The following is a 26,970-nucleotide window of genomic DNA, read 5'->3' on the forward strand; positions in this document are numbered from 1 at the left end:
GGACGCGTCCGCACCGCGCGGGCGGCGACGCAGACCTGTCATCTATTTATCCGTTCGACGTGACTGGCGACCATGGAGTTACGCCTCGACCGCTTCGCCTCGGAGCCGAGGGGATGGGAGGGTGCGCGGATATTCCTCGCCGGGTCGCTCGCCTTCGTCGCCCTCCACGCCTACTTCGCGGTGCGGTACGGCGAGGGCGACCCGACGATGCTCGTCTTCGCCGCCGGGAACGGCTTGGCCGCCGGCGCGGAACTGCTTCCGGAGCGACGGCAGCGGTGGGTGACCGTCCTGCGAGCGGCCGCCGTCGGCGTCTTCGCGCTCATTCTCGCCGGTGCGCTCGCCCGCCTTCTCACGTAGACGGCGACGCCGAGAACCCCGGCACCCGGCTCGAACGAACAGTTATCGCCGGTCGCTGCCTAGTCCGCCCATGGTCGATGCCACAGTCAGACTGGTGGACCGAGGCCGCGTCTTCGCCGACGAGGGCTACGTCGTCGACGGCGCGGCGATGGGAACCGCGTCGAACCCGAACCCCGACCACGAACGCGTCGAGTTCGTCGTCTGGAACGCCGTCGTCGACCACCCGGAGGGGACGTTCCTCTGGGACACCGGCTCGCACCCCGAGGCGGGCGACGGCTACTGGCCCGACCCCCTCTATCAGGCGTTCGAGCACGTCGACGCGGCCGAACACGACCTCGAATCCGACCTCGACGCCGTCGGCTACGACCTCTCCGACATCGACGGTGTCGTGATGAGCCACCTCCACCTCGACCACGCCGGCGGCCTCCGCCACTTCGAGGGGACGGACGTGCCCGTCTACGTCCACGAGGAGGAGTTGAAGTTCGCCTACTACTCCGCGAAGACGACGGAGGGCTCAATCGCCTATCTGGCCTCGGACTTCGACCGCGACCTGAACTGGGAGGTGATCCACCGCCACCGCCACACCCTCGCGGAGGACGTCGAGTTGTATCACCTACCCGGACACACGCCGGGCGTGCTGGGGGCGCGAATCGACCTGCCCAACGAGACGGTCCTCGTCGCCGGCGACGAGTGCTACGTCGACGCCAACTACACCGAGGAGGTGCCGCTCGGACCGGGGCTGCTCTGGTCGGAGCGCGACTGGTTCGAGAGCCTCGAAACCGTGAAAGAACTGGAGCGGCGGACGGGCGGGGACGTGCTGTACGGCCACGACCTCGAACGCTTCGAGTCGTTCGGCGACGGTTGGAACGTCTGAACGGGCGCCGGCGGGCGTGTTCGATGGCGCGTTCGAGGGCGGGTCGACCGCCTACCGCCCGGTTCGGCGGCGTCTACGGACCGGATTCGCCCGCCGGACGGATTCCGGTTTCTCGGCCGCCTCGCGGTCGACGCGGGGCGCCCTAACGGATTAGGTCCACTGTCTATGGACGTGACAGCAGTACCAGTAAGTGGCGAACCACAATGTCGAAGAGTGAACCGGGACTCACCGAGTTGACGGAGTATTGTGACGACTGTGGGCGACGGACGCCTCACAACGTCTCTATCGAACTGAAGACAGAGAGCTCGAAGCAGACGAACCAGGAGTTCTCGCGCGAACCGTACCGCGTCACCGAGTGCGCGTCGTGCGGCGACGAGAGCTTCCAGCGGATGAACGACGCGTGAACGACGACGCGTCCGTCTCGTCCGGCGACCGCTCGCCCCCGAACCCGCTAGGCAGACGGGTGACCCCGCGGGGCGAATCCGACCGTTCGGCAGAGTGAATCAGGAAATCCATGACCGTAACTTCCGCTGACGTGCCCTCGGAGCGACCCACCGTCCTCATCGCGGACGACGAGGCCGCCCTCACCGACAGCATGGCCGTATGGCTGTCCGACCACTACCGAGTGCGGACGGCGTACACCGGCCACGAGGCGCTCAGAGAGTTCGACCCGACCGTCGACGTGGTCCTCTTGGACCGGCACATGCCCGGTCTCTCGGGAGAGCGGGTCATGGAGGAACTGAACGAGACGGACGTGGAACCGCGCGTCGCACTGCTGACCGCGACGAGCGCGGACGACTTCGGGCCGGAACTGGAGGAACTCGGTTTCGACGACCTCCTCACGAAGCCCATCTCCCGGGACGAGCTTCTCGAAGCCGTCTCGGCGCTGGCGTCGTCGGCCTCCGAACCCGCGCGACGCTGACGCGACGACTGCGAATCTCGACTCTCCCCGACGGTGCCCCCGCCGTCGAACCCGACGCTACCGCGAACGTGTGGTGGCCCTGATTCTCCCCGCTCTCGCGCCGACGAGCGACGCCTCTCGACGGGAAAGGTCCGAGTGAGGTGAGGTTACTGTTAGTAACTGTCAGTCGTCAGTTGTTCGTCACGCGGCGCTTCTCGGTCGCCGTCGACTCCGCCGTCTCCTCGAAGAACGTCTCCATCAGTTTCCGCTCGCCCGAGCGGAGGTGCTCGTGGAACGTCGGCGCGGAGATGCCGAGCGACTCGGCCACCTCCTCGGCCGTGCTCCCGCGCGGCCAGTCGAAGTAGCCCGAGACGAACGCCGTCTCCAGCACGTCGTGCTGTCTGCTCGTGAGTTTGTCCTCCAGTTCGCGCTTGAACGTCTCCGTCGACTGGACCGACTGCTCGACCTCGCGCTTGGCGACGACTTCGATGGCGGGGAACGCGGAGCGCACCGTGTCGCTCAGGACGCGCAGGTCCGCGTCGGGCGAGACGGTGACCGCGAGCGACCCGGCGCCGTTCGTCGCGGTGAGCGTGTTGACGCTGGCCCCGAACTCGATCAGCGGACCCAGCACCGTCGACCCGGTGATGCGCACCTCGAACATGGACTCCTCGGGACCGTCCGTGATGGTCCGAGCGTTCTCGACGGACTCGTGCGTGGTGAGATACTCCAGTATCGCCTCGGTGTCGGCGCCCTCGGTGCTCAGATAACAGGAGACGCCGCCGTCCGCGGCGGGCGAGAACCCCTGGAGCGTGACGCGGCAGTCCGCGACCGCCGAGAGGTCGACGAACAGGTCGTCTCTGTCCTCGTGTGAGAACTCCAGTTCGACCGCGGTGTCGCTGTAGAGGAGACGCTTGGATTCGGCGGCGTTGATGCCGTGACCGATGGTCGCGCCGAGTTCCTCGAACACCGTCCGGTCGTCGTCGCCGAGCGACGCCCCCCGGTCGGTGTAGACGACGAGGGCGCCGTAGGCGGTGTCGCGGTACGCGATGGGGACGACGACGGCCGAGAGGCTCTCGCGGTCGAGGTCCGGCGGGGCCGCCCCGTTCGACTCGAACACCGCCGCGAAGTGGTCGGCGCTCACGTCGTCGACCAACTGGACCCGCCGCTCCTGCAGGGCCGCGCGGACGACGGGCGTGACCGCCTCCGCCGTGCCGTTGAGCCGCGGCGGCGCGACGCCCGAGGAGGTCCGGCAGGTGACCGCGTTCACGGCGTCGCTGTAGCGGGCGACCCACGCGGCGGCGTAGGCGTCGAACGACGCCAGCGACTCGCAGACGGTCTCCTCTATCTCCTCGCGGGTCGTCGCGTCGACGAGCGCCCGGTCGACCTCTCTCAGTAAGTCGTTGATGTGGTGCAGTCGGTCGAGTTGCCGCTGTCGCTTCTCGATTTCGTCGGCCTGACCCTTCCGGACCGCCTCGACCTGTTCGCGGAGTTCGCTCAGGACCTCCGGGTCGCGCAGGTCGTCGAGGTCGCGCGTCTCGAGGGCTTCCTCCGTCGATTCGAGCGCGAAGAACTCCCGCACCTCCTCGTCGAAGTCCGAGCGCACGACGAGTTCGTCGACGGCCTCGCGGACGTCCGTCTTCGTCACCGGCTTCACGAGGTAGTCGTCGAACGGCATGTCGACGATGTCGGTGTCGGGTTCGACCGCGGTCATCATCGCCACGTGGCAGTCGAGGCCGCGGTCGCGGAGGGCTTCGAGCACGTCGTCGCCCGAGAGGTTGGGCATCCGACGGTCCAGGAGGACCACGTCGACCGTCTCGTCGACTTGGTCCAGGGCGTCCTCGCCGCCGTACGCGACTCGGACGTCGTAGTCGTCCCGGAGCCAGTATTCGCAGGTGTCCGCCAGGTCCTCGTCGTCGTCGACGACCAGGACGACGGGCGTCGCTGAGCGACCGTCCTTCTCCTCACCCAGCGAGCGTTCGGTGGACATGCTGATAACTTTTCGAACTGCCCCCACAGATATATATCTGGCCCCTTGGCGGTCGAATTTATCCGCCGTGGAACACTAACGAACGTAAAGAACGCGCCGGATTCGGTTCACACCGTCTGGAGCACGATGGTGAAGACGGCGCCCGTGGGGTCGTTGTCGCTCACGTCGATAGTGCCGCCGTAACTGTCGACGAGTTCCTTCACGAGGTAGAGGCCGAACCCGCTGCCGGGCGTCGAGAGCCCCTCGACGCCCTTCTCGACGATGTGGCGTTTCTCCTTGTCGGGGACGCCCGGGCCGTTGTCCTCGATTCGGACGGCGACCATGCCGTCGCTGCACTCCTCGACGTCGACGGCGACCCGCGGGACGGCCTTGTCGTTGTGCTGGACGGCGTTCGTGAGGAGGTTCTCGAACACCTGCGGCAGCAGGTCGTCGGCGAGGACGTCCACGTCCGGGATGGGTCGCTCCGTCGAGACGACGACGTGTTCGTTGTCGTCGTCGATGCGTTCGAGTTCGCGCACGAGCGTCTTCCCGAGCGGTTTCGGTTCCAGTTCGTGCGCCTCGCTGTGGACGATGGCCTTCGTGAACGAGCGCATCGTCTCCACGAGGTCGACCATCTCCTCGATGCGACCGCGCACCGTCGAGAGGTGCGTCCGGCCCGGTTCGTCGACGAAGTCCTCCAGAATCTCCGCCCGCGCGCTGACGACGTTGAGGCCGTTGAGGAGGTTGTGCCGGAGGATGCGGTTCATGAACTCCAGTCGCTCGCGCTCCTGTCTGAGTTCGCGTTCGCGCTGCTTACGTTCCGTGATGTCGCGGCCCTCGGGGACCAGGAGGACGACTTCGCCCATCTCGTCGGTGACGGGCGTGATGGAGAAGTCGAGGACGAGTTCCTCGCCCGTCCGCGGGTCCGCCCCGGTTGCCTCGTAGCGGACGAACTCGCCGGCGGCGGCCCACCTGATGGCGTCTCTCAGGCCGGCGATGGTGTCCTCGCTCGCGTCCCACCACGGCGCCTCCCAGAACCGCTTGCCGATGAGTTCCTCGCGGTCGGTGCCCGCGAACTCCGTGGCGGCGTCGTTCACCTTCACCACCGTCCCGTCGGGGTCCATCAGCCCCATGAACTGGAAGGTGCGGTTGAACACGGCGTCGAGGCGGCGTTCGCGGCGCTTCCGGTCGGTCATGTCGCGGACGACCTTCACGAACCCTCGGCAGGCGCCGCCGTCGCCGGTCAGGGCGGTGATCGACACCAGCGCCCAGAAGCGCGTGCCGTCCTTGCGAACGCGCCACCCTTCGGTCTTCACCTGTCCCTCCGTGCGCGCCCGTTCGAGCAGTTCCGAAGGGTAGCCGTCCTCGGTGTCCTCGGGGTAGAATATCGAGAAATGCTTGCCGAGCACCTCCGACTCCTCGTACCCCTTTATCTCCTCGGCGCCGCGGTTCCAACTGGCGACGTGGCCGTCGGGGTCGAGTCGGAAGATGGAGTACTCCTCAACGTCCTTCACGAACGTGCTGAACTCCTCTCGGCGGCGCTTCAGTTCGCGCTCCTCCCGTCTGCGCTCGACGGTGTCGATGGCGTGGGCGACGGCGTCGCCGAGTTGCTGAAGCGGGTCCTTCGGCCCGTCCTCGCCGCCGAACGCGCCCTCCCGTTCGGAGTAGAGGACGAGGACGCCGTAGTTCGATCCGCGATACTCCAGCGGAACGCAGACGCAGGACTCGAACCCGCGTTCGAGGGCCGCCTCGCGCCACGGGCCCCACGCGTCGTCCGACTCGATGTTCGCCGTTATCTGCACCTCGTTCCGCCTGATCGCCCGGCCGACCGGTCCCCGTCCGGTCGCCTCCTCGGCGTCGATAGAGAACGACGACTCCGAGAGGTAGCCGTGCTCGGCGCCGGCCCACGCCGAGGGAACGACGGTATCGCCGTCGATGCGACCGATCCACGCGAACGTCAGCGGCGTCGTCTCGACCAGCCGACTGCACACCAACTGCTCGACGTGCGCCCGCGAGATGGCGTCCTCGCTGGCGCCGCTCACCTCGGTGATGACCTGCGTGAACGTCTCCAGGATGTCGAGGCGGTCCCGCTGGCGTTCCAGGCGCTCCTCGCGGCGCCGCCGGTCCGTCACGTCGTTGAAGTAGACGGTGACGCTCCCGTCGGCGGGGTAGACGTCCGCCTCGAACCACTTCTGTAGGGGGGCGTAGTAGTCGGTGAACGTCGTCGGTTTCCCCTCGGCGAACGCGCGTTCGCACTCCCCGAGGAACGGCGCCGCCTCCGCGTCCGGGAAGGCGTCCGCGACCGCCGCGCCGACCAACTCGTCCCGCCCGCGGTCCAACAGCGCCGCCGCCTTCTCGTTCAGATAGGTGAATCGGTAGTCGGCGTCGACGGTGAACACCGCGTCCGAGACGCGTTCGAGGTGCTCGCGCACGTCCGTCTCGAACTCGCCCGCCGACCGTCTCGTAGAGTCCTCCATGGTTGTCGCCGCGCCCCGCGGACCGCGCGCCGGGGCGCCGTTGCTTGTATGGTGTCCTCGGCCGAAACATATACCCCTTTCCCAATCCCACGGCGCCGCCCTAACCACGTAGGACGGCGAGTTAGGAGCGCTCTCGGATTATCAAAGAAAGAGAATGTCAAAGCGAATCTTAACGTTCGACGAGTCAACCGCCCCGCACTCCGTTCCGGTCCCCGACCAGGTGGTTCCCGATGCCTAAGTGCCGAAACTGCGAGTCGTTCGTGACGAGAGACTACGTCCGGGTGTTCGCCCCCGACGGCACCGACGACCCGCGCGTCTGCCCCCACTGCGAGGACAAACTGCGCGACGGCGGCGACGTCCGCGAGGCGCGGACGAGGCGTCTCTCCTCCTGAGGCGGGCGGCGGACGGCGGGCGGACCGCGCCTCCGCACGCCGCGCCCGCCGCCGTTCTCTTCCCCGCACACGGGCGGGAAACTTACCCGCTCCGAGCCCCTAGGTCGCTCGGATGAAGAAGAACGAACTGGTCCATCTGCACGCCCTCCTAACGTGCGTGGCCGAGGACTTCGTCGACCGCGGCCTCGTCGACGCCGAGGCGTTCGCGTCGTACCGCGCGCTCGGTATCTCCGCCCGGTCGCTCCGCGCCTCGCGCGAGGACCACCAGACGGCCGTCCGCCTCCTCGCCGAGGCGCTCTCGGCGGCGGCCGCCGAGGACGCCGAGGACCCCGACCGCGGGGCCGCGGGCGATACGCATCTCTCGCCGCGATAACCGCCGCTCCGACCCGGAGCGGTATCGTCGCAGTCGAGGCCGGCCGCCGGGCCGCCTCCGAACCCGACGACGGAGACGAGGAACCTACAAGACCGGCCGCGCCCAGTTCCCGGTATGCGATTGCAGGATTACTGGGGGGTCGGCCCGAAGACGAGCGAACGGCTCCGCGAGTCGCTCGGCGTCGAACGGGCCGTCGAGGCCATCGAGGGCGCCGACATCAGGACGCTCGCCGAGGCGGGACTGCCCCGCGGGCGGGCCGTCCGCATCCTCCGGCGCGCGAACGGCGCCGCGGGGATGGACGCCCTCGGGACGCGGGACGTCCACGAGGTGTACGACGAACTGCTGACGCTCGCCGGCGAGTACGCCGTCACCGACCACGCGGCCGACCGCATCCGCGTGCTGACACCGTTAGAGCGCGTCGAGGACCGCGAAGACCGATTGGACGACGTGCTCGACGCCCGCGAGGCGTGGGAGTCGCTCGGCGGGGACGCCCGCGAGGCCGTGCTCGACGCCTTCGCGCGCTACGACGAGGCGGGCGGGTCCGACCGGGCGGCCGTCGAGGCGGCGCTCTCGCTCCGCGAGGCGGGATTGAGAGGGGCCACGTTCGCCGCCCTCGACGGCATCGACGACGACGCCCTCCGCGAGGCCGCGGGCGCCCTCGGCTACGTCGAGGACGACGGCTCCGTCGCCGCGGGCGCCGACGAGGAACTCGACCGCCTGCGCGAGCGCCTCGACTCGGTCAGAGAGATGGAGAGCGGCGCTCTCGACGCCCTCGAATCCGTGCGTTCGCGCGGCGTCCGCAGCCTCGATGAGTTTCGCTCGGCGTTCGTCGAGTACGTTACCGAGGAGACGGACCTCCGGCGCGGGCGCGTCGAGTCCGCGACGACCGACGACGCCTACGACGAGGCCGACTTCGCCTCCGCGACGCTCAGGAACCTCGTCGCGGAACTGGAGGCCGACGCCGAGGCGAGAGAGGAGTCCGTCGCCGCGGACCTCCGCGCGGACGTGGAGGCCGCCCGCGCGGACGTCGACGCCGCCGTCGCCGCCGTCTCCGACATCGCCTTCGAACTCTCCTTGGGTCGGTTCGCCGCCGAACACGACTTGGTCCGGCCGAGACTCGTCGACGACGGACTGGCCGTCCGGGGGGCGCGCAACCTGACGCTTCCGGGCGACGTCGACCCCGTCTCCTACGCCGTCGGCACCCACGGACTGACGGGTGACCCCGACTCGACGCCGCCGTCGGGCGACCGGGTGGCCGTGCTGACCGGCGCGAACTCCGGCGGGAAGACGACGCTCCTGGAGACGCTCTGTCAGGTGGCGCTGCTCGCGTCGATGGGGCTGCCGGTGCCGGCCGAGGAGGCCGAAGTCGGCGCGTTCGACACCGTCGTCTTCCACCGCCGACACGCCAGTTTCAACGCGGGCGTGCTCGAATCGACGCTGAAGTCCATCGTCCCGCCGCTCTCCTCGGGCGGGCGGACCCTCATGTTGGTCGACGAGTTCGAGGCCATCACGGAACCCGGGCGAGCGGCGGACTTACTGGAGGGATTGGTGTCGCTCACGGTCCGGCAGGACGCGCTGGGAGTGTACGTGACGCACCTCGCCGACGAACTGAGCCCGCTTCCCGAGCAGGCGCGCATCGACGGCATCTTCGCGGAGGGGCTGACCGAGGAGTTGGCGCTCGAAGTGGACTACCAGCCGCGGTTCGGCACCGTCGGCAAGTCGACGCCGGAGTTCATCGTCTCGCGACTCGTCGCCAACGCCCGCGACCGGGCGGAGCGACAGGGGTTCGAGGCGCTGGCGGCCGCCGTCGGCGAGGAGGCGGTCCAGCGGACGCTCTCGGACGCGGTTCAGTGACTCAGCGCATCTCGGCGAGGTCCACGAAGGCGTCGAAGTCCGCCGATATCCACGCCTCGACGCGTTCGAGACAGCGGTTCCGACGCGGGTACACCGTGCACCGGTCGGGGCCGTCCTCGTAGCTGACGACCACGCTGTGAAGCTCGAACTCCCGGCCGTCGACGTCGCGGGACCGGTCGACGTCGGCGCCGGTGATGTTCCGCGCGTCTGGCGTCCCGTCGGAGCCGGCGGATGAGTCGGACATGGGCGTTTCGTTCGAAGAACGCTCCTCCAGCCTACATAACCTCTACTAACTCCGCTCAATAGGTCACATTTCGGAAATATGGCTCCACGGAGGACGGTCTCCGAACCCATTCCGTTCGGTCGAGTCGGCCGACCCGGTTCGCGTCGGTCGGTTCGACGCGAGGACGGCGCCGCTCTCCCGGCGGAGCGTCGGACCGCACGTTTTTCGGCGTCGGTCCCCGACGGGGAGATATGTTCGAGGACCGCTCCGGCCGCCTCCCCGACAGGCGACCGCTCAAGGGGTACGGCGCGGCCGTCACGGCCGGACCGGACGGTCCACTCCTGTTCGTCGGCGGGTACGGCACCGACAACCGGGTGTTGACGGGCGGCGACGACGGACTCGTCGACGCGACCCCCGACCCCCTCTCGGACCCCCACGGACACGCGTTCGGCGTGGTCGCGGCCGACGTCGACGCCGACGGCGACGAGGAGGTGTACGTCCACAACAGCGACGCCTACGGCGGTATCTCCACCGAGCGGGACCGCCTGTTCGACCGAACGGCGACCGGGTGGCGGGACCTGTTCGGCCTCCCCGTCAACGCCGGCCGGGAGAACGTCCGCGCCGGGCGGTCCGTCGCGGCCGTCGACCGACTCGGAACCGGCCGCTACGGCCTCCTCCTCGCCTGTTACGGCGCGCCGATGCGCTTCTACGAACTCGGCGACGACGGCGAGGTGACCGACATGGCCGAGGACGTCGGCGTCGACTTCCTCACCGGCGGCCGGTCGCTGGTCGCCGGTCCCGTCGTCACCGACCGGACGGACGTGTTCGTCGGCAACGAACGCGGGCCGAACTACCTCCTCCGCAACGACGGCGGCCGCTTCTCCGACGTGGCCGAGGCGTTCGGCCTCGGCGCGCCCGGCGAACACGCCCGCGGCGTCGCCCTCGTCGACCCCGACGGCGACGGCGCGTTCGACCTCGTGGTCGGCAACTGGGAGGGGCCGAACCGCCTCTTCGAGCGACGGGGCGGCGGGGGCGGGGACGACGGCGAGGGAAACGGCGACACCGACGCCGACCCGACGTTCGTCGACGTCGCGCCCGCCGAGTGGGCCGAACCCACGCGGACGCGGACCGTCCTCGCGGCCGACTTCGACAACGACGGCGCCCCCGAGGTGTTCGTCAACGCGATGGGCGCGCCGAACCGACTCCTCCGGTACCGCGGGGGCGAGTGGGCCGTCGCGGACCCCGGCGACGCGGCGGAACCGCGCGGCCTCGGCACGGGCGCGACGGTGTGCGACGTCGACGGCGACGGGACGCTCGAACTGCTCGTCGTCCACGGCGAAATCGGCTCGCAACCGCTGTCGCTGTACGCCGCCCCGAACGACAACCGGTGGCTCCGCGTCCGGCCGCTGACCGAACACGGCGCGCCCGCGCGAAACGCCGTCGTGACGCTCGACACCGACCGCGGGACGCAGACGCGACTCGTCGACGGCGGGTCGGGCTACCTCTGCCAAACCGAACCGGTCGCGCACTTCGGCCTCGGCGGCGACACCGCCGCGGCGGCGGTACCGGAGGAGGTTCGGGTCCGCTGGCCCGGCGGGCGCGAACGGGGCGTCGACGTCAGCGAGGAGGAGGCGGAGACGGAACTCTCGGTCGAGCACCCGGCGAACCGCGGTGCGTGACTCGGACGGGACCGCACCGCGCCGAGGCAAGTTCCGCCACCTCGGTCGGAGTGAAGTGCGTCGGGCGGTTCTCTTCCGGGGATGGTAGACCCGACCTCGGATCTCGGGGAGGACGTCGACGAGTCCGACGCCCCCGCCTGCGCGAACTGCGACGAACCGATACTCCAGTCGCCCACGCACCGCGTGGTCACCTGGGTCGAGGACGGGGCCGTGCGGCACCGCCACTTCTGCTCGGAGGAGTGTCGCGAGGAGTTCGGAGAGTAGCGACGTTCACTCGACGGACGACCAGAAGCGGTCGACGCCGAGTCGAAGCATGTCCGGGCTGACCGGCGAGAACTCTTCTCTCTCCTCTTCGGGGAAGTACTCCCGCACACCGTCCCACGAGTCGCGGGCGTAGCGCGCGTCGACGAAGGCGCGGACGCCCACCTCCTCGGGGCCGCGGATGACCCGGCCGATAGCCTGTCTGGCTTTTCTGACTGCCGGCACGGTGAGGGCGGCCTCGAATCCGCTGCGAGACGTTCCGCCTCGCATGCTCCCGCTCGCTCCGCTCGCGGGACCGCTTCCAAATTCACGGTCGTACGCCGTCTTCACCGCCCGCGTGCGCGGACTCGACGTGTTGATGATTGGGACGCCGCAGACGACGGCCGCGGCGAGTCGGTCGCCGCGGTAGTCGACGCCTTCCGTCAAAGTCCCGCGCAGACTCGTCACGAGTACCTTCTCCTCGCCGCCGAAGAAGTCGGCCTTCAGACGTTCGGTCGCGCCGTCGTCGGACGCCTCGTCGAGGAGCACCGTCTTCGATAGTCTCGACTCCAACTCGCCCGCCATCCACTCGGCCTCGGCGTAACTCGGCATCCCGACGAGGACGTTGCCCGGCGAGCGGGCTATCTCGGCGCAGGCGTCGACGTGCGCCCGGCGCGTCGGGTTCTCCTCGCCCGGCGGGCCGCGGTTCCCGTAGGTGAACTTCGGGGCGTCGACGGCGAACGACGCGCGGTTCTCCTCGGGAAAGGCGAGGCCGTACGTCCGCTCGGCTATCGGGCGGTCGTCCGATTCGAGGGCGTTCAGCCCCGTCACTTCTCGAAAGACGTCCAGCGGGGCGAGCGTCGCCGACATGAGGACGCCGCCGCCGAACTCGCCCAACCGCTCTGCGATGGCGTCGCCGGGGATGCAGTTGTGGAGAGCGAGATGCGCGTTGTACGCGCGCCGCCATGAGTCCTCCCGTTCGCTCTCGTCCCACGTCCGGTCGAGTTCTATCTCCCGGAAGTAGCCCGCGTGGTCGGCGCGCGCCCAGTTGGCCAGCGTCCGCCCGACGCCCGGCGCGGCGCGTCGGGTGTCCTCCTCTTCGGCGCTGTTCAGCACGCGGGCCGCGACGGCGCCGACCGTCTCCGCGCGGACCCACGTCCCCTCGTCGTAGCCCGCCTCGTCGGCCCACGCGGTCAGTTCGTCCTCGGCGGGTTCCTCCGGGTCGCGGAGGGGTATCTCGTCGTCGTCCAGTCGGGTCAGGTCGGCGCGCCAGTCGGGCAGTTCTTTGTCCAAATGCGCCGTCACCCGCCGGTCGAGTTCCTCCCGCAGGTCCCGAACGAAGTCGCGCGTCTCCTTCAGTTCCCGGAGCGTCACGTCTGACTCCTCCAGTTCGCCGCGGACGAGTTCGGCGTCCTCGCTCTCCCGTCCGTCACCGTCGAACTCGACGGGTTGGATCACGCGCGTCAGTTCGTTCTCGGCGTCCCGCAGGGTGGCGTCGCCCACGCCGTCGCTGACGAGTTCGCGGACGCGCGGTTCGAGCATGTGGGCCTCGTCGCAGACGACGAACGTCGACTCGTCGAGGAGGGCGCCCGTGAACGACCCGGTCGTCGTCGGGTCGAACGCGTGGTAGTAGTTGCCGACGACGACTTCGACGTGCGGCAGGACGGCGCCCATGACCGAGTGCGGGCAGGTGCCGTACCCCGCCGACAGGCGCACGAGTTCCTCGGTGTCGATGAGGCCCGACTCCGTCACGTCGAACGGGACGGCCTCTATCGGGTCGCCGTCCTCGGGCAGGTCGTCGAGGAACGTCGCGTAGAAGGGGCAGTACTCCGTGTCCTCGTATTCGGACGTTTCGGGGAGGTACGGCGTCGGTTCGCCGGCCGTTTCGAGGTAGTCGGGACCGGTCGTCGAACCGCTGTCGAGGAGGCCAGTCTGCGCCGCCCGCGCCTCCTTGACGAGTTTCCCGGTCGAGGTGAGACCGCCGTCTCCCACGAGGTTACGCGTCCGCTCTCTGAGCCCCTCGCAGCGGTCGTACACCGTCGAGTCGTCGATGGCGGCGACGTTCTCTCGACTGTACGGACAGACGTCCGCCTTCCCGACGAGCGTCAGCGCCGAGACGGGGTTCCAGTCGTCGGGCAGGTTGTCGTTGATGGTACGCAGGTCCTGTTCGAACTGCCTGAGCTGCTGTTTCACGCTCGTCAGCACGAGCACCCGTTCGTAGTCGGAGTCGGGGTCGCGGACCCGGTCGATGCCGGCCGTGAGCGCGAGCATCGTCTTGCCCGTCCCGCACGCCCCCTCGACGACGAGGAAGCCGCCGTCCTCGGCGGCGTCGACGGCGGCGTCGATGCCGTCGGCTTGCTCGGGGTAGGGTTCGGGGTGGCCGAACACGGCCTGCCAGTTCACGCGCCTCACTCGCGTCGCGGCGGTCATAGGGATGTCGGTGCTGGCCCCGCGCTCGTATTTGAACGTTCGCGGGACGGGCGCGACCGTCGATTCAGGAGACGATCGCGCGGCGCTCCGTCCCCGGAATCCGCCCGAGGGCGTACAGCGCGACCAGCGCGACGACGACGCCCGCGAGGCCGAACGCGAACGCCCGGAACACGTCGTCGAAGGCGTAGCCCGCCTCGGTGAGGACGCCGACGACGCCGCTTCCGTTGGCCTCGATGAGCAGGGAGGCGCCGCTGAAGACGGCGTAGGCGCTGCTGCGCACCTCGGCGGGGAGCGTACCGAGCAACCACGTGTCGAGCGCCGGGAACATGCTGTGGATGGTGTAGCCGACGACGGCGGTGACGGCGAGCACCGGGAGGAACCCGGTCACCTCCGTGAGGGCGAACAGCGCGGCGACGTAGGCGGCGAGCACGGTCAGGAGGTACGGCACCGTGGGGAGGCGGTCGGCGAGGCGGCCCGAGAGCCAGAACGCGGGGACGCCCGCCGCGAAGACGACGGTGAGCATCGTGCTCGCCTGCGTCGTCGAGAACGACTTCGCGGTCACGAGGTAGGTGACGTAGAAGTTGAAGAGGCCCTGCCAGACGAACCCGGCGGTGGCTATCATCAGCAGTCCGACGCCCATGAGTCGCCAGTAGCGCAGGGCGCCGACGAAGTCCCGGTCGACGTCCGTCTCGACGACGGCGTCGCTGTCGCGGGCGGTGTAGGCGAGGACGGCGGTGACGACGGCCGCGAGAACCGCGAGGAGCCAGAACGTCGCGCGCCAGTCCGCGACGGTGACGAACGCGACGACGACGGGGGCGGCGACGACGGCGGCGAGTTGGGCGGCGGTGCCGTGGACGCCGATGGCGCGCCCCACGGCGTCGGGGTAGAGTTCGCCGACGAGGGGGACGGCGGCGACGAAGTACGCCCCCGAGGCGAGACCGATTCCCAACGCCCCGACCTGCACCGCCAGAACCGACGGCGCGAGGGCGGTGAACGCCGCGGACAGCGAGAGCAGCGCCCCCGTCGCGAGGACGACTCGGTGGCGGGCCACGCGCGTGAGCAGGTAGCCGACGGGGATGCGCGGCACCGCCGTCCCCATCCAGACGAGCGTCGTCACCAGGCCCACCGTCGCCGGGCCGACGCCGAACTGCGTCTGGAACGTCTCGACGAGGGGCGCGAACGCCGTCCGACCGAGGTTGACGAGGAAGACCAACCCGCAGAGCGTGCCGAACAGTCGTGTGGTCACGCCGGCCGATTCGGCCACCGGGGTGAGGAAGCTACCGGAAGGGGCCAACGGGGAGAGGACGGGGACGGCCCGACCGCGCGTCTTCGAGCGAAGCCGGACCGCCGGGTAACCCGGCCGGCCGGCGACCGGGCCACCTCTTTTACCACGGCACCGAACCAACGCCCGCGTATGATTTCGAGCGACCGCATGGCAGCGGTGGACGAGAACAGCGAAGCGCTCGGCGTCCCGCGGAAACAGCTGATGGAGTCGAGCGGGAACGCCGTCGCCCGCGCGGTCCGCGACGTCGCGGACCCCGGTGCGAGCGTCGTCGTCGTCGCCGGCCGCGGCAACAACGGCGGCGACGCCTTCGTCGCGGCGCGCTTTCTCGACGGGTACGACGTGTCGGTCCGCCTGCTCGGCCGTCCTGACAGCATCTCCACGGACATCGCCCGCGAGAACTGGGACGCCCTGCAGTCCGCGGAATACGACGCGGAATCCGTGACGGACTCCAAGGACCTCGCTCTCGGCGACCCGGACGTCGTCGTCGACGCGATGCTCGGCACGGGCGTCACCGGCGCCCTCCGCGAACCCGAGGCGACCGCGGCGGAGGCGATGAACGGCCTCGACGCGACGGTCGTCGCCGTCGACGTGCCGTCCGGCGTGAACGCCGACACCGGCGAGGCCGAGGGCGTCGCCGTCGACGCCGACCGCGTGGTGACATTCCACGACCAGAAGCCGGGGCTCCCGGACCTCGACTGCGAGGTGACCGTCGCGGACATCGGCATCCCGCCGGCCGCCGAGGCGTTCGTCGGCCCCGGCGACCTGCGCTCGGTCCGCGAGGGCGTCCGCGGCGGCGACTCGCGCGTGTTCGTCATCGGCGGCGGCCCGTACACCGGCGCGCCCGCCCTCTCCGGGCAGTCTTCCCTGCGGGCCGGCGCGGACCTCACGTTCGTCGCCGCGCCGTCGAAGGTGTCCGGGCAGATTCAGGGGTACGCCGAGGACCTCATCGTGCAGGACTACGAGGGCGACCACCTGACGCCCGACCAGGTCGACGGCCTCGTGGAGACGGCCCACGACTACGACGACGTGGTCGTCCTCGGCCCCGGCCTCGGCAACGACGACGAGACGCTCGAAGCGGCCGAGCAGTTCCTCGAACGGTTCGAGGGGAAGGCCGTCGTCGACGCGGACGCCCTCGCCGTCGTCTCCGAGGTGGACACCGACGCGACGCTGGTCTGCACGCCGAACCGCAAGGAACTGGCCACGATGGGCGGTCCGGACGTCGACGGCCCCCTCCGCGACGCACGCGAGGAGATAGAGGAGTTCGCGGCCGACCTCGGCCACGTCGTCGTCGCCAAGGCGGCCGAGGACGTGGTCTCGGACGGCGAGCGAACGCGACTCGTCCGCGCCGGAACCCCGGCGATGACCGTCGGCGGCACAGGCGACATCCTCGCCGGCATCGTCGCGGGCCTCCTCGGCACGCAGGACCCCTTCGACGCCGCCTGCGCCGGTCCGTTCGTCAACGGCCGCGCGGCCGAACTCCTCGACGACGAACGCGCCGGCGGCCTCCTCGCCTCGGACCTCCTGGAGACCATCCCGCGGGCGATTCGGGGTGAGGGGGAGTGACGGGAGGGGAAGGCGGCGACGCCGACGCCGATGTCAATGCCACCGACGACTCCGACCTGACCCACGTCGACGACGACGGCGACGCGCAGATGGTGAACGTCGGCGAGAAACCGGACAGCCGCCGCCGCGCCGTCGCGCGCGGGACGATTCACCTCACCGAGTCCACCGTCGGCGCGATTCGCGCCGACGAGATAGGCAAGGGCGACGTGCTCTCGACCGCCCGAATCGGCGCGATTCAGGCCGTCAAGCACACGTGGGAGACGATTCCGATGTGCCACCAGATTCCGATCACGAACGTCGACACCGAGTTCGACGTGGCCGACGACGGCGTGACGCTCTCCGTCGCCGTCGAGACGACCGGAAAGACGGGCTGTGAGATGGAGGCCTTGGAGGGGGTGACGACGGGGTTAAACGTCGTCTGGGACATGGTGAAGGCGGCCGAGAAGAACGACGAGGGTCAGTACCCCGAGACGCGGATATCGGACGTGCGCGTGGTCGAGAAGAAGAAGCGGACGGGCTGAGCACCGCCGCTCGGTCCGTCCCCTCAGTTCCGCCGCCCGCCGTCCGTCTCGGCTCCGGCCCCCGCCTCGGCGCCGCCCGCCCGCACGTCCGCGGCCTTCGCCCGCGCCTTCTCGACGATAGCGGGGCGGGCCGCGAACTCCACGAGGACGTTCTCGCCGTCGTACTCCTCGTTCTCGACGTGGCCGTGGTCGTACAGCCACGAGACGAGGCTCATCGAGTCGTCCGACATCGGCAGGAGGAGTCGCTCCTCGCGCCAGTCGGGGAGTTCGTTCTCGATGCGGTCGGCGAGTTCGGAGACGTTCTCGCCGGTCAGCCCCGAGACGACGACCGGATTCGGCGCGAGGGCGCGGAGCGCCTCGGTCTTCCGTTCGAGTTCGCCGGGGTCGACGAGGTCTATTTTGTTCAGCACCGTCACGATGGGCGCCTCGTTCCGTTCGTACAGCGTGTCGTGGCAGGTGACGAGTTTGTCGCGCATCTCCTCGACCGGTTCGGAGGCGTCGACGACGAGGAGGACGAGGTCCGCGCGGTACACCGAGTCGAGCGTCGACTTGAACGACTCGACCAGCCAGTGCGGCAGGTTCGAGACGAAGCCGACGGTGTCGGTGAGGAGGACGTCGCGCGTGCCCGTCTCGGCGCGGCGCGTCGTCGTCCCGAGCGTGGTGAACAGGCGGTCCTCGGACTCGGCGGTCGGAGCCAAGTCGGGATGTAAGCCCTCGTTCTCGCCGACCTCCAGGTCCTCGGCGAGGCGGCGCATCAGCGTGGACTTCCCGGCGTTCGTGTAGCCGGCCAGCGCCACCAGGTCGAACCCGGACTCGCGGCGCTGTTCGCGCCGCGTCTCCTCCTTCTCGGCGATGGCGTCGAGTTCGTTCTTGATGCGCGAAATCTGCGCTTTGATGTCCTGTTCGCGCGACTCGTCGTACTCGCCGAGACCCATGAACCCGGGGCGCTCGTCGCGCTTTGCGAGCGAGGCCTTCGCCTCCGCGCGCGGGAGTTCGTAGCGGAGTTCCGCGAGTTCGACCTGCAGTTGGGCCTTCCGGGTGTTGGCCCGCTGGCCGAATATCTCCAGGATGAGCGTGAAGCGGTCGATGACCTCGACGCCCTCGGGGAGTTTCCCGCCGATGTTGTACGTCTGGTAAGGACCCAGACGGTTGTCGACGATGACCACCGCGGCGTCCGTGTCGACGGCGAGGGCGGTGAGTTCGTCCACCTTCCCCTCGCCAAAGTGGAACGCGGCGTCCTCCTCGCGCGACTGGGAGAGTTCGCCGACCACCTCGTACCCCGCGGCGCGCGCGAGGTCCCGTATCTCAGAGAGGTCCGCGGACTCGCCGGCGTCGACGCGCTTTGCGACGACGGCCGGAGTGCCGTCGCTCATCGGCGACCCCCGACCGCTCGCCGGTGGTTCGCCCGCACGCGTGCGAGGGTTCCGCCGCCGGCGCACGTGAGCGCTGCTCGAATCGACTCAGGGGAGATGCCGGTTCGTCACCCCGATTGTCCCGCCCGCCGTCTGTTCGCAGTCCATACCCCCGGGTTGGGCGCCGCGGGACTTGTAAGTTCCCCGCGGCGGCGCACACCGTCACCGCCGCGGACCGGTGTTTCTACTGACCTGTCCACATACACAAAAGTTATAACTTCTGATGATACAGGACGAGATATGCCGGACCCGCTACAGCTGTCGATAGACCCCACCTCCCTCGGACTCGAGTTCGGAAGCGGCGCCGTCGTCGGCGGCGTCGTCGGTTTCGCCGCGAAGAAGGTGGCCAAGGTGCTCGCCGTCGTCGTCGGCCTCGAACTGGCGCTGTTCAAGTTCCTCGAATCGCGCGGGATACTCGTCGTCGACTGGGAGAAACTCACCGCCGGGATGATGAAGACCACCGAGGCGGCCGCCGCCGGAACGCCCCCGAGTTGGCTGTCGACGCTCCTCTCGACGCTCTCCGTCTCGGCGGGGTTCACCGGCGGGTTCCTCCTCGGATTCAAGCAGGGATAGCCGCCGTTCGACACGCCTCCGCGTGCCTCACCGGGTGCTCAGTTCGTCTTTGTCCTTGACGATGCGCGTTTCGGCCTCCCCGGAGGTGTAGTCGTTCACCATGTCGTAGAACTCGTTCTGCATCCCCGCCGGGAAGGTGACGACGCCGACCCACGACCCGTCGTTCTGCCACTCCTCTCGCTCCAAGTCGCCGTACTCGCGCACCTGCGCCTGCGTCTTCCCGGCGTACTGCGCCGGAATCTGGACGGCGACGGTCACCTCGTCGAACCGGATGGGGATGACCGGCCGGAGGGCGTCGAGGGCGTCGTCCACCTGCGACTCCACCGTCTCCATGGGGTCGACTTTGAACCCCGCCTGTTCGAGGGCGCGTTCGATGCGGTCCGGAGGGTGCGGCGCGTTGTCCATCTGCGGGTTCACGGCGTTGCGCGTGATGGTGTTGATGAGTTGCTTGCGCTTTTGCTCCTGCATCTCGCGGCGCTGTTCGGCGGTTATCTGTATCTCGCCGCGCTTTACGACCTCCGGGATTATCTCCATCGGGTCCGTCGTCCCGAACACGGTTTCGAGGTCCTCCTCCGCCGGTCTGTCACCGCGGGAGGCGTCCTCGAAGACGTCCTCCGCCGCGATGACGTCCTCCAACTCGCCCTCGAACTCGCCACGTTTCATCGCGAGGGCGGCGTCGGGGTCGATGAGCACCTCGAAGCGTTCGCCGTGGGACTCCAGTCGGGCGGTCACCGCTTCGTCGAGTGAAATCATACGACGTGATACTCGCTCCGAATTAAAAAGCCCTCCCCGAACTCGACGCGCGTGGCCGGGGAGCGAAGCGCTATATCGGCCGCGCGCCTCCGCCCGGCTATGAGCATCGACACCGCGGACGACGCCGCGACCCTCGAAGACCGACTCGCCCTGTTCATGCGGCGCAACTTCCCGCAGATTCAGATGCACGGCGGCACCGCCGGCATCGACGCTCTCGACGAGGAGTCGGGCGAAGTGTGGATTTCGCTCGGCGGCGCGTGCTCGGGGTGCGGCATCTCCCCGATGACGGTGCAGGCGCTGAAGTCCCGGATGGTGACGGAGTTCGAGGAGATATCGCAGGTGCACGCGACGACGGGCGGGTCGTTCGACTACGATACCCCCGAGGACCCGTTCGCGCGCAGTCGCGACGACGCCCCGTTCTGAGACGCTTCGCTCGAACCGACTTCGCGGCCGGAAACCCCCCGTTAACGACCCGATTACCGGGCGAATGGGGCCACTAAACGGCGTCTAGTCGAACCGTACCTATATAATCAGACGACAGTCTCGGAGTATGTCCAAAACGAAATCACACCGCTCGAACGCGTCCGCGCGCTACCACGTCGTCTGCCGCGACTGTCCGACGGAGTCCGTCGAGCGAACCGGCGTGGCGGCCGCGCAGGTGCGCAGCGAACACGTCGCCGAGACGGGACATCGCGTCGTCGTCGGCGCTCTCTCGGGCGAGTAGTCGAATCGAAAATCGAGAACGGCGTCGCCGGCGCGGGCGCTCAGTTCGACAGTTCCTCGATGATGTCGAGGAGGTCGTCTTTGTCCTGCACGCCGATGACGCGCTTGGCCTGTTCGCCGCCCTGGTAGAACTGCAGCGTCGGCACCGAGCGGACGCCCTCGTCGCGGGCGAGTTCCTGCAGTTCGTCGATGTCGACTTTCAGGACCAGCGCGTCGGTCTCGGCGGCGATTTCCTCGACGGTCGGTTCGAGCATCTTGCACGGTCCGCACCAGTCCGCGTGGAAATCCACGAGCACCACGTCGTGTTCCGAGACGAGTTGTTCGAGGTGGTCCTGGCTCTCGACGTGGACGGGGCTGCCTTTGCTTTCGGGCGTGCTCATTATCGGGGATAGTCGCGGGACGCCCTTAACTATTGAGAGGGAATGTCGACTGGCCGCACGACCGTCGAGCGACCGCCGGGCGACTACCGGGCGCCTGCGGAGCGACGGCGTCCGCTCAGGGGACGTCGTATCCGAGGAGGACGCCGTCGTCGATGCGTTCGACCTCGCGGAGTTCGAGTCGGGGGAACGACTCGACGAAGCCGTCGCCGTCGGCCAGCGTGGGGGCGTCGCGGCCGCCGAACACCACCGACCCGACGTACAGGGTGAGTTCGTCCACCAGTCCGTCCTCGAACAGCGAGAAGATGACCTCGCCGCCGCCCTCGACCATGAGTCGGTCGACGCCGCGCGATTCGAGTTCCGCGAGGGCGTCGGGGAAGGAGACGCGCGTCCGGCCGGCGACGACCACCTCCGCGCCGGCGTCGCGGAGAGCAGCAATTCGGTCGTCGGGGGCGGCCTCGCTCGCGAGGAGGTACGTCGTCGCCGCGCCGTCGAGGATTCTGGCGTCGGACGGCGTCCGGGCGCGGGAGTCCGCGACGACGCGCGCCGGCGAGGGGTCGCGGCCGGCGGTCCGGCGTTCGTCCCGGTAGTTGTCGTCGTCGAGGGTAAGGTGCGGGTCGTCCGCGAGGACGGTGCCGACGCCGACGAGGACGGCGTCGCTGTCGGCGCGGACGCGGTCGACGCGGGCGAAGTCGTCCGCGCCGCTGATCTTCACCTGCTCGCGCCGCCGCGTCGACAGTTTCCCGTCGACGCTCGCGGCGGCGTTGACGACGACGTGCATACGCCTCCGTGGACGCGACCCGGAAAACGGGTTTCGGTCGGCGTTCGTACGGCGAGATTCGGTCGGCTTCGCTCCGACGGGAAGCGGTGCTGTCCGGCGACCGCGGACCGGAGATATAAATACGCCACCGTGGTAATCCATTACAGAATGCCGCCGAAAGTGCTGATGCTGGGTTGGGGCTTCCCGCCGAACGTGAGCGGTGGTCTCGACACCCACGTCGGGGAGATGTTCGACGGACTCAGAGCGCGCGACGTGGACATCGAACTCGTCCTTCCGGCGGAGTACGCCCCGGAGGACAGGGAGGGAATCCACGGCGTCCCGACCGGACAGGGCGACATCATCACCCGCATCGGGCGGCTCAGTTCGGCGTTCGCGGAGCACGCCGAGGACGCCGACATCGTCCACACCCACGACTGGTTCGGCTACGGTCCGGGGTCGCGCGCGAAGTCGAACGCGGACGTCGAGTGGGTGACGACGTTCCACTCGCTGTCGTCGGACCGCAACCTCGACCCGCCGAAGCGGGAGGTAGAGACCGAACGCCGCATCGCCGAGCGCTGCGACCACCTGTTGGCGGTGAGCAAACTCACCGCCGGCCGCGTCAAGGAACTGTACGGCGGCGACCCGGAGGTCATCTACAACGGCTTCTCGAAGTGCGAAACGACCGGCCGCGACCTGAAAGAGGAACTCGATATCGACGGCGACATGCTGTTCTTCGTCGGCCGGCACACCGACCAGAAGGGCATCTCCCACCTCGTCTACGCGATGGAGAAGCTCAGACGCGACGACGTGACCCTCGTCGTCGGCGGGTCGGGCCACCTCACGGCGCAACTGAAGAAGTTCGCCCAACTGCTCGACGTCGAGGACCAACTGGAGTGGGTCGGCTACATCCCCGAGGAGGAACTCGGCGACTACTACGCCTCGGCTGACCTGTTCGTCTCGCCCTCCCTCTCGGAGCCGTTCGGCATCACCATCACGGAGGCGCTCTCGGCCGGCACGCGCGTCGTCGCCACCGAGAGCGGCGTCAACGAGGTGCTCCCCGACGACTGCGTCATCGAGGTCGAACCCGCCTCCGACTCCATCGCCGACGGCATCGACTACGGTCTCTCCCTGGAGGGGCCGCCGGAGTACGACCCCGTCACGTGGGAGGACGTGGTCGACGAGACGATCGACTTCTACGAGCGCATCGCGGACGAGTAGACGAGTAAACCCGAGCGCTACGCGGACGCTGACGCGTGAACGTGCGACCGGCGCTCGTCGAGTTTTTTACCGCAGCAGACGCACGTCGGTGACCGGTTCGGGGTGGCGGATCCGGTAGCCGTCGCTGGTCGGGACCATCCCCTCTCGGGGGAGGCTCTGTCGGGCGGCCTGGTACGGCGAGTCGTCGCGGGCGGACTGGTAGGGGCTGTCGTCCCGCGAGGACTGGTAGGGGCTGTCCCGGTCCGCCGGTTGGTACGGGCTGTCACCGTCGGCCCGTTGGTACGGACTGTCGCTCTGCTGGCGCGCCCCGCGCTCGAAGTCCTCCGGCGGCAGGTAGATTCGCTCGCCGGACTCCGACTCGACGACGACGGCGGTGTCCCGGTCGCCCCGCATCGTGATGACCGTCTCCTCGTCGTCGACGGTCAGGCTGAACGAGACGTCCTCCTCTCTCTCTGCCTCGGCGTCGCTCATACCCCCTCCTGCGGCGGCCTCGCACTTAGCAGTTCGTGCTCCTCTTCGACGTTTGATTCCGCAGACGCGGTCGGGACGGCGGTGAAGCCTCGAAGGTCGACCCTTTTCAGCCCCGCCGGTGGCGACTTCCCGGCCGCCGTCGCGCGTTCGCGTTCGGTCTCTTCGCCGTCGCGCGACCCCACCCGACGACCCCCGCCGGCAACCCTTTTTACGGGACGAGGCAGTAGTTCACGACGATGAACGTCGACGAACACGCCGAGGAACTCGCCTCCACCCTCGGGGTAGACAAAGCGGAGGTCAAATCCGACCTGGAGAACCTGCTGTCGTACAGCGTGCCGATAGACGAGGCCAAACAGAGCATCCGCCGGAAGCACGGCGGCGACTCCGGCGCCAGCGCCGCGCCCACCTCGAAGGACGTGGCCGACGTCGACACCGACGACGGCAACGTCACCGTCACGGTGCGGGTGCTCACCGTCGGCAAGCGCTCCATCCGCTATCAGGGCGAGGAGCAGACCATCCGCGAGGGCGAACTCGCGGACGCGACGGGCAAGATATCCTACACGGCGTGGCAGGACTTCGGCTTCGAGGCCGGCGATTCGGTCACCGTGGGCAACGCCAACGTCCGCGAGTGGGACGGCAAGCCCGAACTCAACCTCGGGCAGAGCACCACCGTCGCGGTGGAGACGGAACCCGTCGAGACGGCTCACGAGGCCGGCGGCGACACGGACCTCGTGGACTTGCGCGCCGGCGACCGGGGGCGCAACGTCGAGGTGCGCGTCCTCGAATCGGAGGAACGGGTCATCTCCGGGCGCGACGGCGACACCACCATCCGGTCGGGCGTCGTCGCCGACGAGTCGGCCCGACTGCCCTTCACCGACTGGGGCGCCCGCCCCGAACTCCGCGAGGGCGAGGCGTTCCGCTTCGAGGACGCGTACGTCCGTGAGTTCCGCGGCGTCCCGCAGGTGAACCTCTCGGAGTTCACCACCGTCACGCCGCTCTCGCGCGACGTGGAGGTGAACGAGGACGCCCCGCGGATGCGAATCGACGAGGCCGTCGGTTCCGGCGGGATGTTCGACGTGGAAGTCGTGGGCAACCTGCTGGAGGTGCGCGACGGGTCGGGACTCATCGAGCGCTGCCCCGACTGCGGACGCGTCCTCCAGAACGGCCAGTGCCGCCAGCACGGCGACGTCGACGGCGAGGACGACATGCGCGTGAAGGCCATCATCGACGACGGGCACGGCACGGTGACGGCCGTCCTGGACCGCGACCTCACGGAGGAACTGTACGGCGCGCCGATGGCCGACGCGATGGAAGCGGCCCGCGAGGCGATGGACAAAGAGGTCGTCGCCGACGAAATCAGGAATCGCGTCGTCGGACGGGAGTTCCGCGTCCGCGGCAACCTCTCGGTGGACGACTACGGCGCGAACCTCGAAGCGACCGAGTTCGAGGAGACGGGGGACGACCCCGCCGACCGCGCGGCCGCGGTCCTCTCGGAGGTGTCGGCATGAGCGTCATCGAGAACCGCCGCGAGGTGGCCTACCGCGTCTTCGCCGCGGAGTTCGACGACGCCACCCTCTCCTACTCCGAGGGCGACGAGGAGCGAGCGCCGAACTACGTCGTCACGCCGACCGGCGCGCGCGTGAACCGCCTGTTCGCCGTCGGCGCCCTCACCGAGGTGGAGTCGGTGAACGAGGAGGTGCTGCGAGGCAGAATCGCGGACCCGACCGGCGTGTTCGTCACCTACGCCGGGCAGTACCAACCGGAGGCGATGAACTTCCTCGACCGCGCGTCGCCGCCGATGTTCGTCTCCATCACGGGCAAGGCGCGGACGTACGAACCCGAGGACTCGGACCGGGTGTTCACCTCGGTCCGCCCGGAGAGCATCAACGAAGTCGACGCCGGCACGCGGGACCGGTGGGTCGTCGCCGCCGCCCGAGCGACGCTCGAACGCGTGGCGACGATGCGGGCCGCGATGGCGATGGACCGCCGCGGCGAGGACCTGCGTGTCGCCCTCGAAGCGCGCGGCGTGAACGAGTCGCTGGCCGCGGGCGTTCCCCTCGCCATCGACCACTACGGGACGACCGAGCACTACCTCGAAGCCGTCCGGCGGATGGCCGTCCAGGCGCTCGAACTCGTCGAAGGCGACCGCGACGCCGTCGACTCGCTGACCGTCGACCCGGACGAGGTCGGACCGGACGAACTCGGTCCGCTTCCGGCGGTCCCGGCGGCGACGGAACCCGAGGGCGGCGACGTCGCCCTCACCGAGGTCCGCGAGGGCGGCGACGCCGACGAGAGCGTCACTGCCGCCCCCGACGGTGCGGCGGGCGACGCCGACGCGGAACCCGAATCCGAATCGGGCGCCGCCGATGCCGATGTCGATATCGGCGCCGGCGCGGGCGCGAGTACGACCCCGGACGCGAACACCGACACGGCCGCGGACGCGGAAGTCGAGTCGTCCGGAACCGACCGCGAGACGACCGAACCCGGGATGGAGACGGCGGCCGCCGAGTCCGCCGAGACGTCGGACCCGTCCGGCCCCGACCCGTCGACGGAGGCGCCCGACGCGCCCTCGGAGTCGGACGCGACCCCGGACTCGGTCGAGACGGAACCCGACCCGACCGAACGGACCGCCGCCTCCGCGACGGCGGACGCCGGCGGGTCGGGGAGCGAGAGCGACTCGGAGCCGTCCGATTCGACGGGCGGACTGGGCGACTTCGACGAGGGGTCGGCCGCGTCCGCCGAACCGGCCGGAGACGAGACGGCCGAGTCCGAATCCATGTCCGACGCGGACGACGGTGACGCGAGCGGACTGGGCGACTTCGACGCCGGCGACGCCGAACCCGAGGCGACGGAAGAGGCCGGAGCGGACGCGACAGAGGCGGAGGCGGCGGAGGCGGACGCGGGCGAGATGTACGAGATGAGCGACGACGAACGCGCGGAGATAGAAGAGGAGTTCGGCGCGGAGTTCTCCACCGGCAACGAGGTGGACGACCCCGGCGAGGCCGACATCGACGTGCCCGACGCCGACGAACTGGAGGCGCAGGCCGCCGAGGCGAACGCCGGAACGAACGGCCAGACGCCGTCGACGACCGAGTCGGTCGCCTCCGAGTCGACCGGCGAGTCCGACGCGGCGAGCGATGAACCGGCGGCGACGCCGGACGACCCGCGCCCGGACACGCAGTCCCCCGAGGCGGCGGCCGAGTCACCGGACGGCGCCGTCGCGGACGACGTCGAGACCCCCGAGGAGGCCGAGACGGCGGCCGGCGAGTCAGACCCCATCGAGTCCGCGGGCGGCGACGACGCGGAGACCGCGGACGCGGACGCCGGCGGCGACGCGGAGGCCGAGGACGTCGACCTCGAAGACGCCGTCGTGGAGGTCATGGCCGACTTGGACGACGGCGACGGCGCGGACCGCGAGGCGGTCGTCGAGGCCATCGTCGACCGCTACGGCGCCGACGCCGACGCCGTCGACGACGCGATTCAGGACGCCCTCATGAGCGGGAAGTGCTACGAGCCGAACGAGGGCACGCTGAAGTCCATCTGAGCCG

28 protein-coding genes are annotated in these 26,970 nt (G+C 69.4%); 17 read left to right on the forward strand and 11 right to left on the reverse strand.

From position 1 onward, the window contains the following. The first annotated feature begins 72 nt into the window (after positions 1–72). The 4 genes from NDI79_RS01930 (at position 73) to NDI79_RS01945 (ending at position 2,153) form a co-directional block, all read left to right on the forward strand. Entirely contained in the window at positions 73–357 is a 285-nt protein-coding gene (locus NDI79_RS01930) for a DUF8011 family protein (RefSeq protein WP_310926765.1), read from the forward strand. A gap of 70 nt (positions 358–427) precedes the next feature. Beyond that, positions 428–1,231, forward strand: coding sequence for an N-acyl homoserine lactonase family protein (locus NDI79_RS01935; RefSeq protein ID WP_310926766.1), 804 nt, complete (start codon positions 428–430; stop codon positions 1,229–1,231). A gap of 203 nt (positions 1,232–1,434) precedes the next feature. Further along, positions 1,435–1,635, forward strand: a complete 201-nt coding sequence (locus tag NDI79_RS01940) for a DUF7835 family putative zinc beta-ribbon protein (protein WP_008390029.1) — start codon at positions 1,435–1,437, stop codon at positions 1,633–1,635. Positions 1,636–1,745: 110 nt separating this feature from the next. Next, complete coding sequence (locus NDI79_RS01945) at positions 1,746–2,153, forward strand: response regulator transcription factor (protein WP_310926767.1); 408 nt, start codon at positions 1,746–1,748, stop codon at positions 2,151–2,153. Positions 2,154–2,322: 169 nt separating this feature from the next. On the opposite strand, the gene NDI79_RS01950 is transcribed toward NDI79_RS01945, so the two are convergent. Both NDI79_RS01950 and NDI79_RS01955 read right to left on the reverse strand, forming a co-directional pair. Next, on the reverse strand, positions 2,323–4,119 hold the full coding sequence (locus NDI79_RS01950) for a bacterio-opsin activator domain-containing protein (protein WP_310926768.1): 1,797 nt from the start codon (positions 4,117–4,119) through the stop codon (positions 2,323–2,325). A gap of 107 nt (positions 4,120–4,226) precedes the next feature. Next, on the reverse strand, positions 4,227–6,575 hold the full coding sequence (locus tag NDI79_RS01955; RefSeq protein WP_310926769.1) for a PAS domain S-box protein: 2,349 nt from the start codon (positions 6,573–6,575) through the stop codon (positions 4,227–4,229). 230 nt (positions 6,576–6,805) lie between these two features. Here NDI79_RS01955 and NDI79_RS01960 point away from each other — a divergent pair, with 230 nt between their 5' ends. The 3 genes from NDI79_RS01960 (at position 6,806) to NDI79_RS01970 (ending at position 9,194) form a co-directional block, all read left to right on the forward strand. Next, the gene (locus tag NDI79_RS01960) at positions 6,806–6,967 is read left to right on the forward strand and encodes a DUF7563 family protein (protein WP_310926770.1); all 162 of its coding nucleotides are present in this window, start codon (positions 6,806–6,808) and stop codon (positions 6,965–6,967) included. A 112-nt stretch (positions 6,968–7,079) separates the two neighbouring features. Then, a complete protein-coding gene (locus NDI79_RS01965) occupies positions 7,080–7,340 on the forward strand; it encodes a UPF0058 family protein (protein WP_310926771.1) in 261 nt (86 codons plus the stop codon). 114 nt (positions 7,341–7,454) lie between these two features. Beyond that, entirely contained in the window at positions 7,455–9,194 is a 1,740-nt protein-coding gene (locus tag NDI79_RS01970; RefSeq protein ID WP_310926772.1) for a MutS-related protein, read from the forward strand. Position 9,195: 1 nt separating this feature from the next. Here the strand turns inward: NDI79_RS01970 and NDI79_RS01975 are convergent, their stop codons facing one another. Then, positions 9,196–9,438: a DUF7511 domain-containing protein gene (locus tag NDI79_RS01975; protein ID WP_310926773.1), complete on the reverse strand. Its 243-nt coding sequence runs from the start codon at positions 9,436–9,438 to the stop codon at positions 9,196–9,198. Positions 9,439–9,668: 230 nt separating this feature from the next. Here NDI79_RS01975 and NDI79_RS01980 point away from each other — a divergent pair, with 230 nt between their 5' ends. Both NDI79_RS01980 and NDI79_RS01985 read left to right on the forward strand, forming a co-directional pair. Next, positions 9,669–11,096, forward strand: coding sequence for a CRTAC1 family protein (locus tag NDI79_RS01980; RefSeq protein WP_310926774.1), 1,428 nt, complete (start codon positions 9,669–9,671; stop codon positions 11,094–11,096). 81 nt (positions 11,097–11,177) lie between these two features. Next, the gene (locus NDI79_RS01985; protein WP_310926775.1) at positions 11,178–11,360 is read left to right on the forward strand and encodes a DUF7576 family protein; all 183 of its coding nucleotides are present in this window, start codon (positions 11,178–11,180) and stop codon (positions 11,358–11,360) included. A gap of 6 nt (positions 11,361–11,366) precedes the next feature. Here the strand turns inward: NDI79_RS01985 and NDI79_RS01990 are convergent, their stop codons facing one another. Next, complete coding sequence (locus NDI79_RS01990) at positions 11,367–13,766, reverse strand: ATP-dependent DNA helicase (RefSeq protein WP_310926776.1); 2,400 nt, start codon at positions 13,764–13,766, stop codon at positions 11,367–11,369. Positions 13,767–13,830: 64 nt separating this feature from the next. Further along, positions 13,831–15,012, reverse strand: a complete 1,182-nt coding sequence (locus NDI79_RS01995; RefSeq protein ID WP_310926777.1) for an MFS transporter — start codon at positions 15,010–15,012, stop codon at positions 13,831–13,833. 168 nt (positions 15,013–15,180) lie between these two features. On the opposite strand from NDI79_RS01995, the gene NDI79_RS02000 reads away from it, so the two are divergent. Together NDI79_RS02000 and moaC are read left to right on the forward strand one after the other, a co-directional pair. Next, positions 15,181–16,614, forward strand: coding sequence for an NAD(P)H-hydrate dehydratase (locus tag NDI79_RS02000; protein WP_310926778.1), 1,434 nt, complete (start codon positions 15,181–15,183; stop codon positions 16,612–16,614). Next, entirely contained in the window at positions 16,611–17,135 is a 525-nt protein-coding gene (gene moaC, locus NDI79_RS02005; protein WP_310926779.1) for a cyclic pyranopterin monophosphate synthase MoaC, read from the forward strand. Before NDI79_RS02000 ends, moaC begins: the two co-directional genes overlap by 4 nt. Positions 17,136–17,158: 23 nt before the next feature. Here the strand turns inward: moaC and hflX are convergent, their stop codons facing one another. Next, positions 17,159–18,508 (reverse strand): GTPase HflX, encoded by a 1,350-nt coding sequence (gene hflX, locus NDI79_RS02010; RefSeq protein WP_310926780.1) that lies wholly within the window; start codon positions 18,506–18,508, stop codon positions 17,159–17,161. A gap of 279 nt (positions 18,509–18,787) precedes the next feature. On the opposite strand from hflX, the gene NDI79_RS02015 reads away from it, so the two are divergent. After that, entirely contained in the window at positions 18,788–19,120 is a 333-nt protein-coding gene (locus NDI79_RS02015; protein WP_310926781.1) for an FUN14 domain-containing protein, read from the forward strand. 27 nt (positions 19,121–19,147) lie between these two features. Here the strand turns inward: NDI79_RS02015 and NDI79_RS02020 are convergent, their stop codons facing one another. After that, complete coding sequence (locus tag NDI79_RS02020) at positions 19,148–19,873, reverse strand: ribosome assembly factor SBDS (RefSeq protein WP_310926782.1); 726 nt, start codon at positions 19,871–19,873, stop codon at positions 19,148–19,150. Positions 19,874–19,972: 99 nt separating this feature from the next. On the opposite strand from NDI79_RS02020, the gene NDI79_RS02025 reads away from it, so the two are divergent. Beyond that, on the forward strand, positions 19,973–20,296 hold the full coding sequence (locus NDI79_RS02025) for a NifU family protein (protein ID WP_310926783.1): 324 nt from the start codon (positions 19,973–19,975) through the stop codon (positions 20,294–20,296). Between the two features lie 127 nt (positions 20,297–20,423). Further along, positions 20,424–20,597, forward strand: a complete 174-nt coding sequence (locus NDI79_RS02030) for a hypothetical protein (RefSeq protein ID WP_310926784.1) — start codon at positions 20,424–20,426, stop codon at positions 20,595–20,597. 40 nt (positions 20,598–20,637) lie between these two features. On the opposite strand, the gene trxA is transcribed toward NDI79_RS02030, so the two are convergent. After that, entirely contained in the window at positions 20,638–20,976 is a 339-nt protein-coding gene (trxA, locus tag NDI79_RS02035; RefSeq protein ID WP_310926785.1) for a thioredoxin, read from the reverse strand. Positions 20,977–21,091: 115 nt separating this feature from the next. Further along, positions 21,092–21,754: a 2,5-diamino-6-(ribosylamino)-4(3H)-pyrimidinone 5'-phosphate reductase gene (locus NDI79_RS02040; protein ID WP_310926786.1), complete on the reverse strand. Its 663-nt coding sequence runs from the start codon at positions 21,752–21,754 to the stop codon at positions 21,092–21,094. A 165-nt stretch (positions 21,755–21,919) separates the two neighbouring features. Between NDI79_RS02040 and NDI79_RS02045 the strand changes: the two genes are divergently transcribed. Next, complete coding sequence (locus tag NDI79_RS02045) at positions 21,920–22,951, forward strand: glycosyltransferase family 4 protein (protein WP_310927613.1); 1,032 nt, start codon at positions 21,920–21,922, stop codon at positions 22,949–22,951. 66 nt (positions 22,952–23,017) lie between these two features. Here the strand turns inward: NDI79_RS02045 and NDI79_RS02050 are convergent, their stop codons facing one another. Further along, a complete protein-coding gene (locus NDI79_RS02050; RefSeq protein WP_310926787.1) occupies positions 23,018–23,422 on the reverse strand; it encodes a DUF7510 family protein in 405 nt (134 codons plus the stop codon). Further along, entirely contained in the window at positions 23,419–23,676 is a 258-nt protein-coding gene (locus NDI79_RS02055; protein WP_310926788.1) for a hypothetical protein, read from the reverse strand. The genes NDI79_RS02050 and NDI79_RS02055 overlap by 4 nt, the downstream gene beginning before the upstream one ends. Between NDI79_RS02055 and NDI79_RS02060 the strand changes: the two genes are divergently transcribed. Beyond that, on the forward strand, positions 23,659–24,930 hold the full coding sequence (locus NDI79_RS02060) for a Single-stranded DNA binding protein (RefSeq protein ID WP_310926789.1): 1,272 nt from the start codon (positions 23,659–23,661) through the stop codon (positions 24,928–24,930). The two genes, NDI79_RS02055 and NDI79_RS02060, sit on opposite strands and share 18 nt — an antisense overlap. Then, positions 24,927–26,966, forward strand: a complete 2,040-nt coding sequence (locus tag NDI79_RS02065; RefSeq protein ID WP_310926790.1) for a hypothetical protein — start codon at positions 24,927–24,929, stop codon at positions 26,964–26,966. The genes NDI79_RS02060 and NDI79_RS02065 overlap by 4 nt, the downstream gene beginning before the upstream one ends. Positions 26,967–26,970 lie beyond the last annotated feature (4 nt).

The sequence above is a fragment of the Halogeometricum sp. S3BR5-2 genome (genome assembly GCF_031624635.1).
Classification (GTDB): Archaea; Halobacteriota; Halobacteria; order Halobacteriales; family Haloferacaceae; genus Halogeometricum; species Halogeometricum luteum.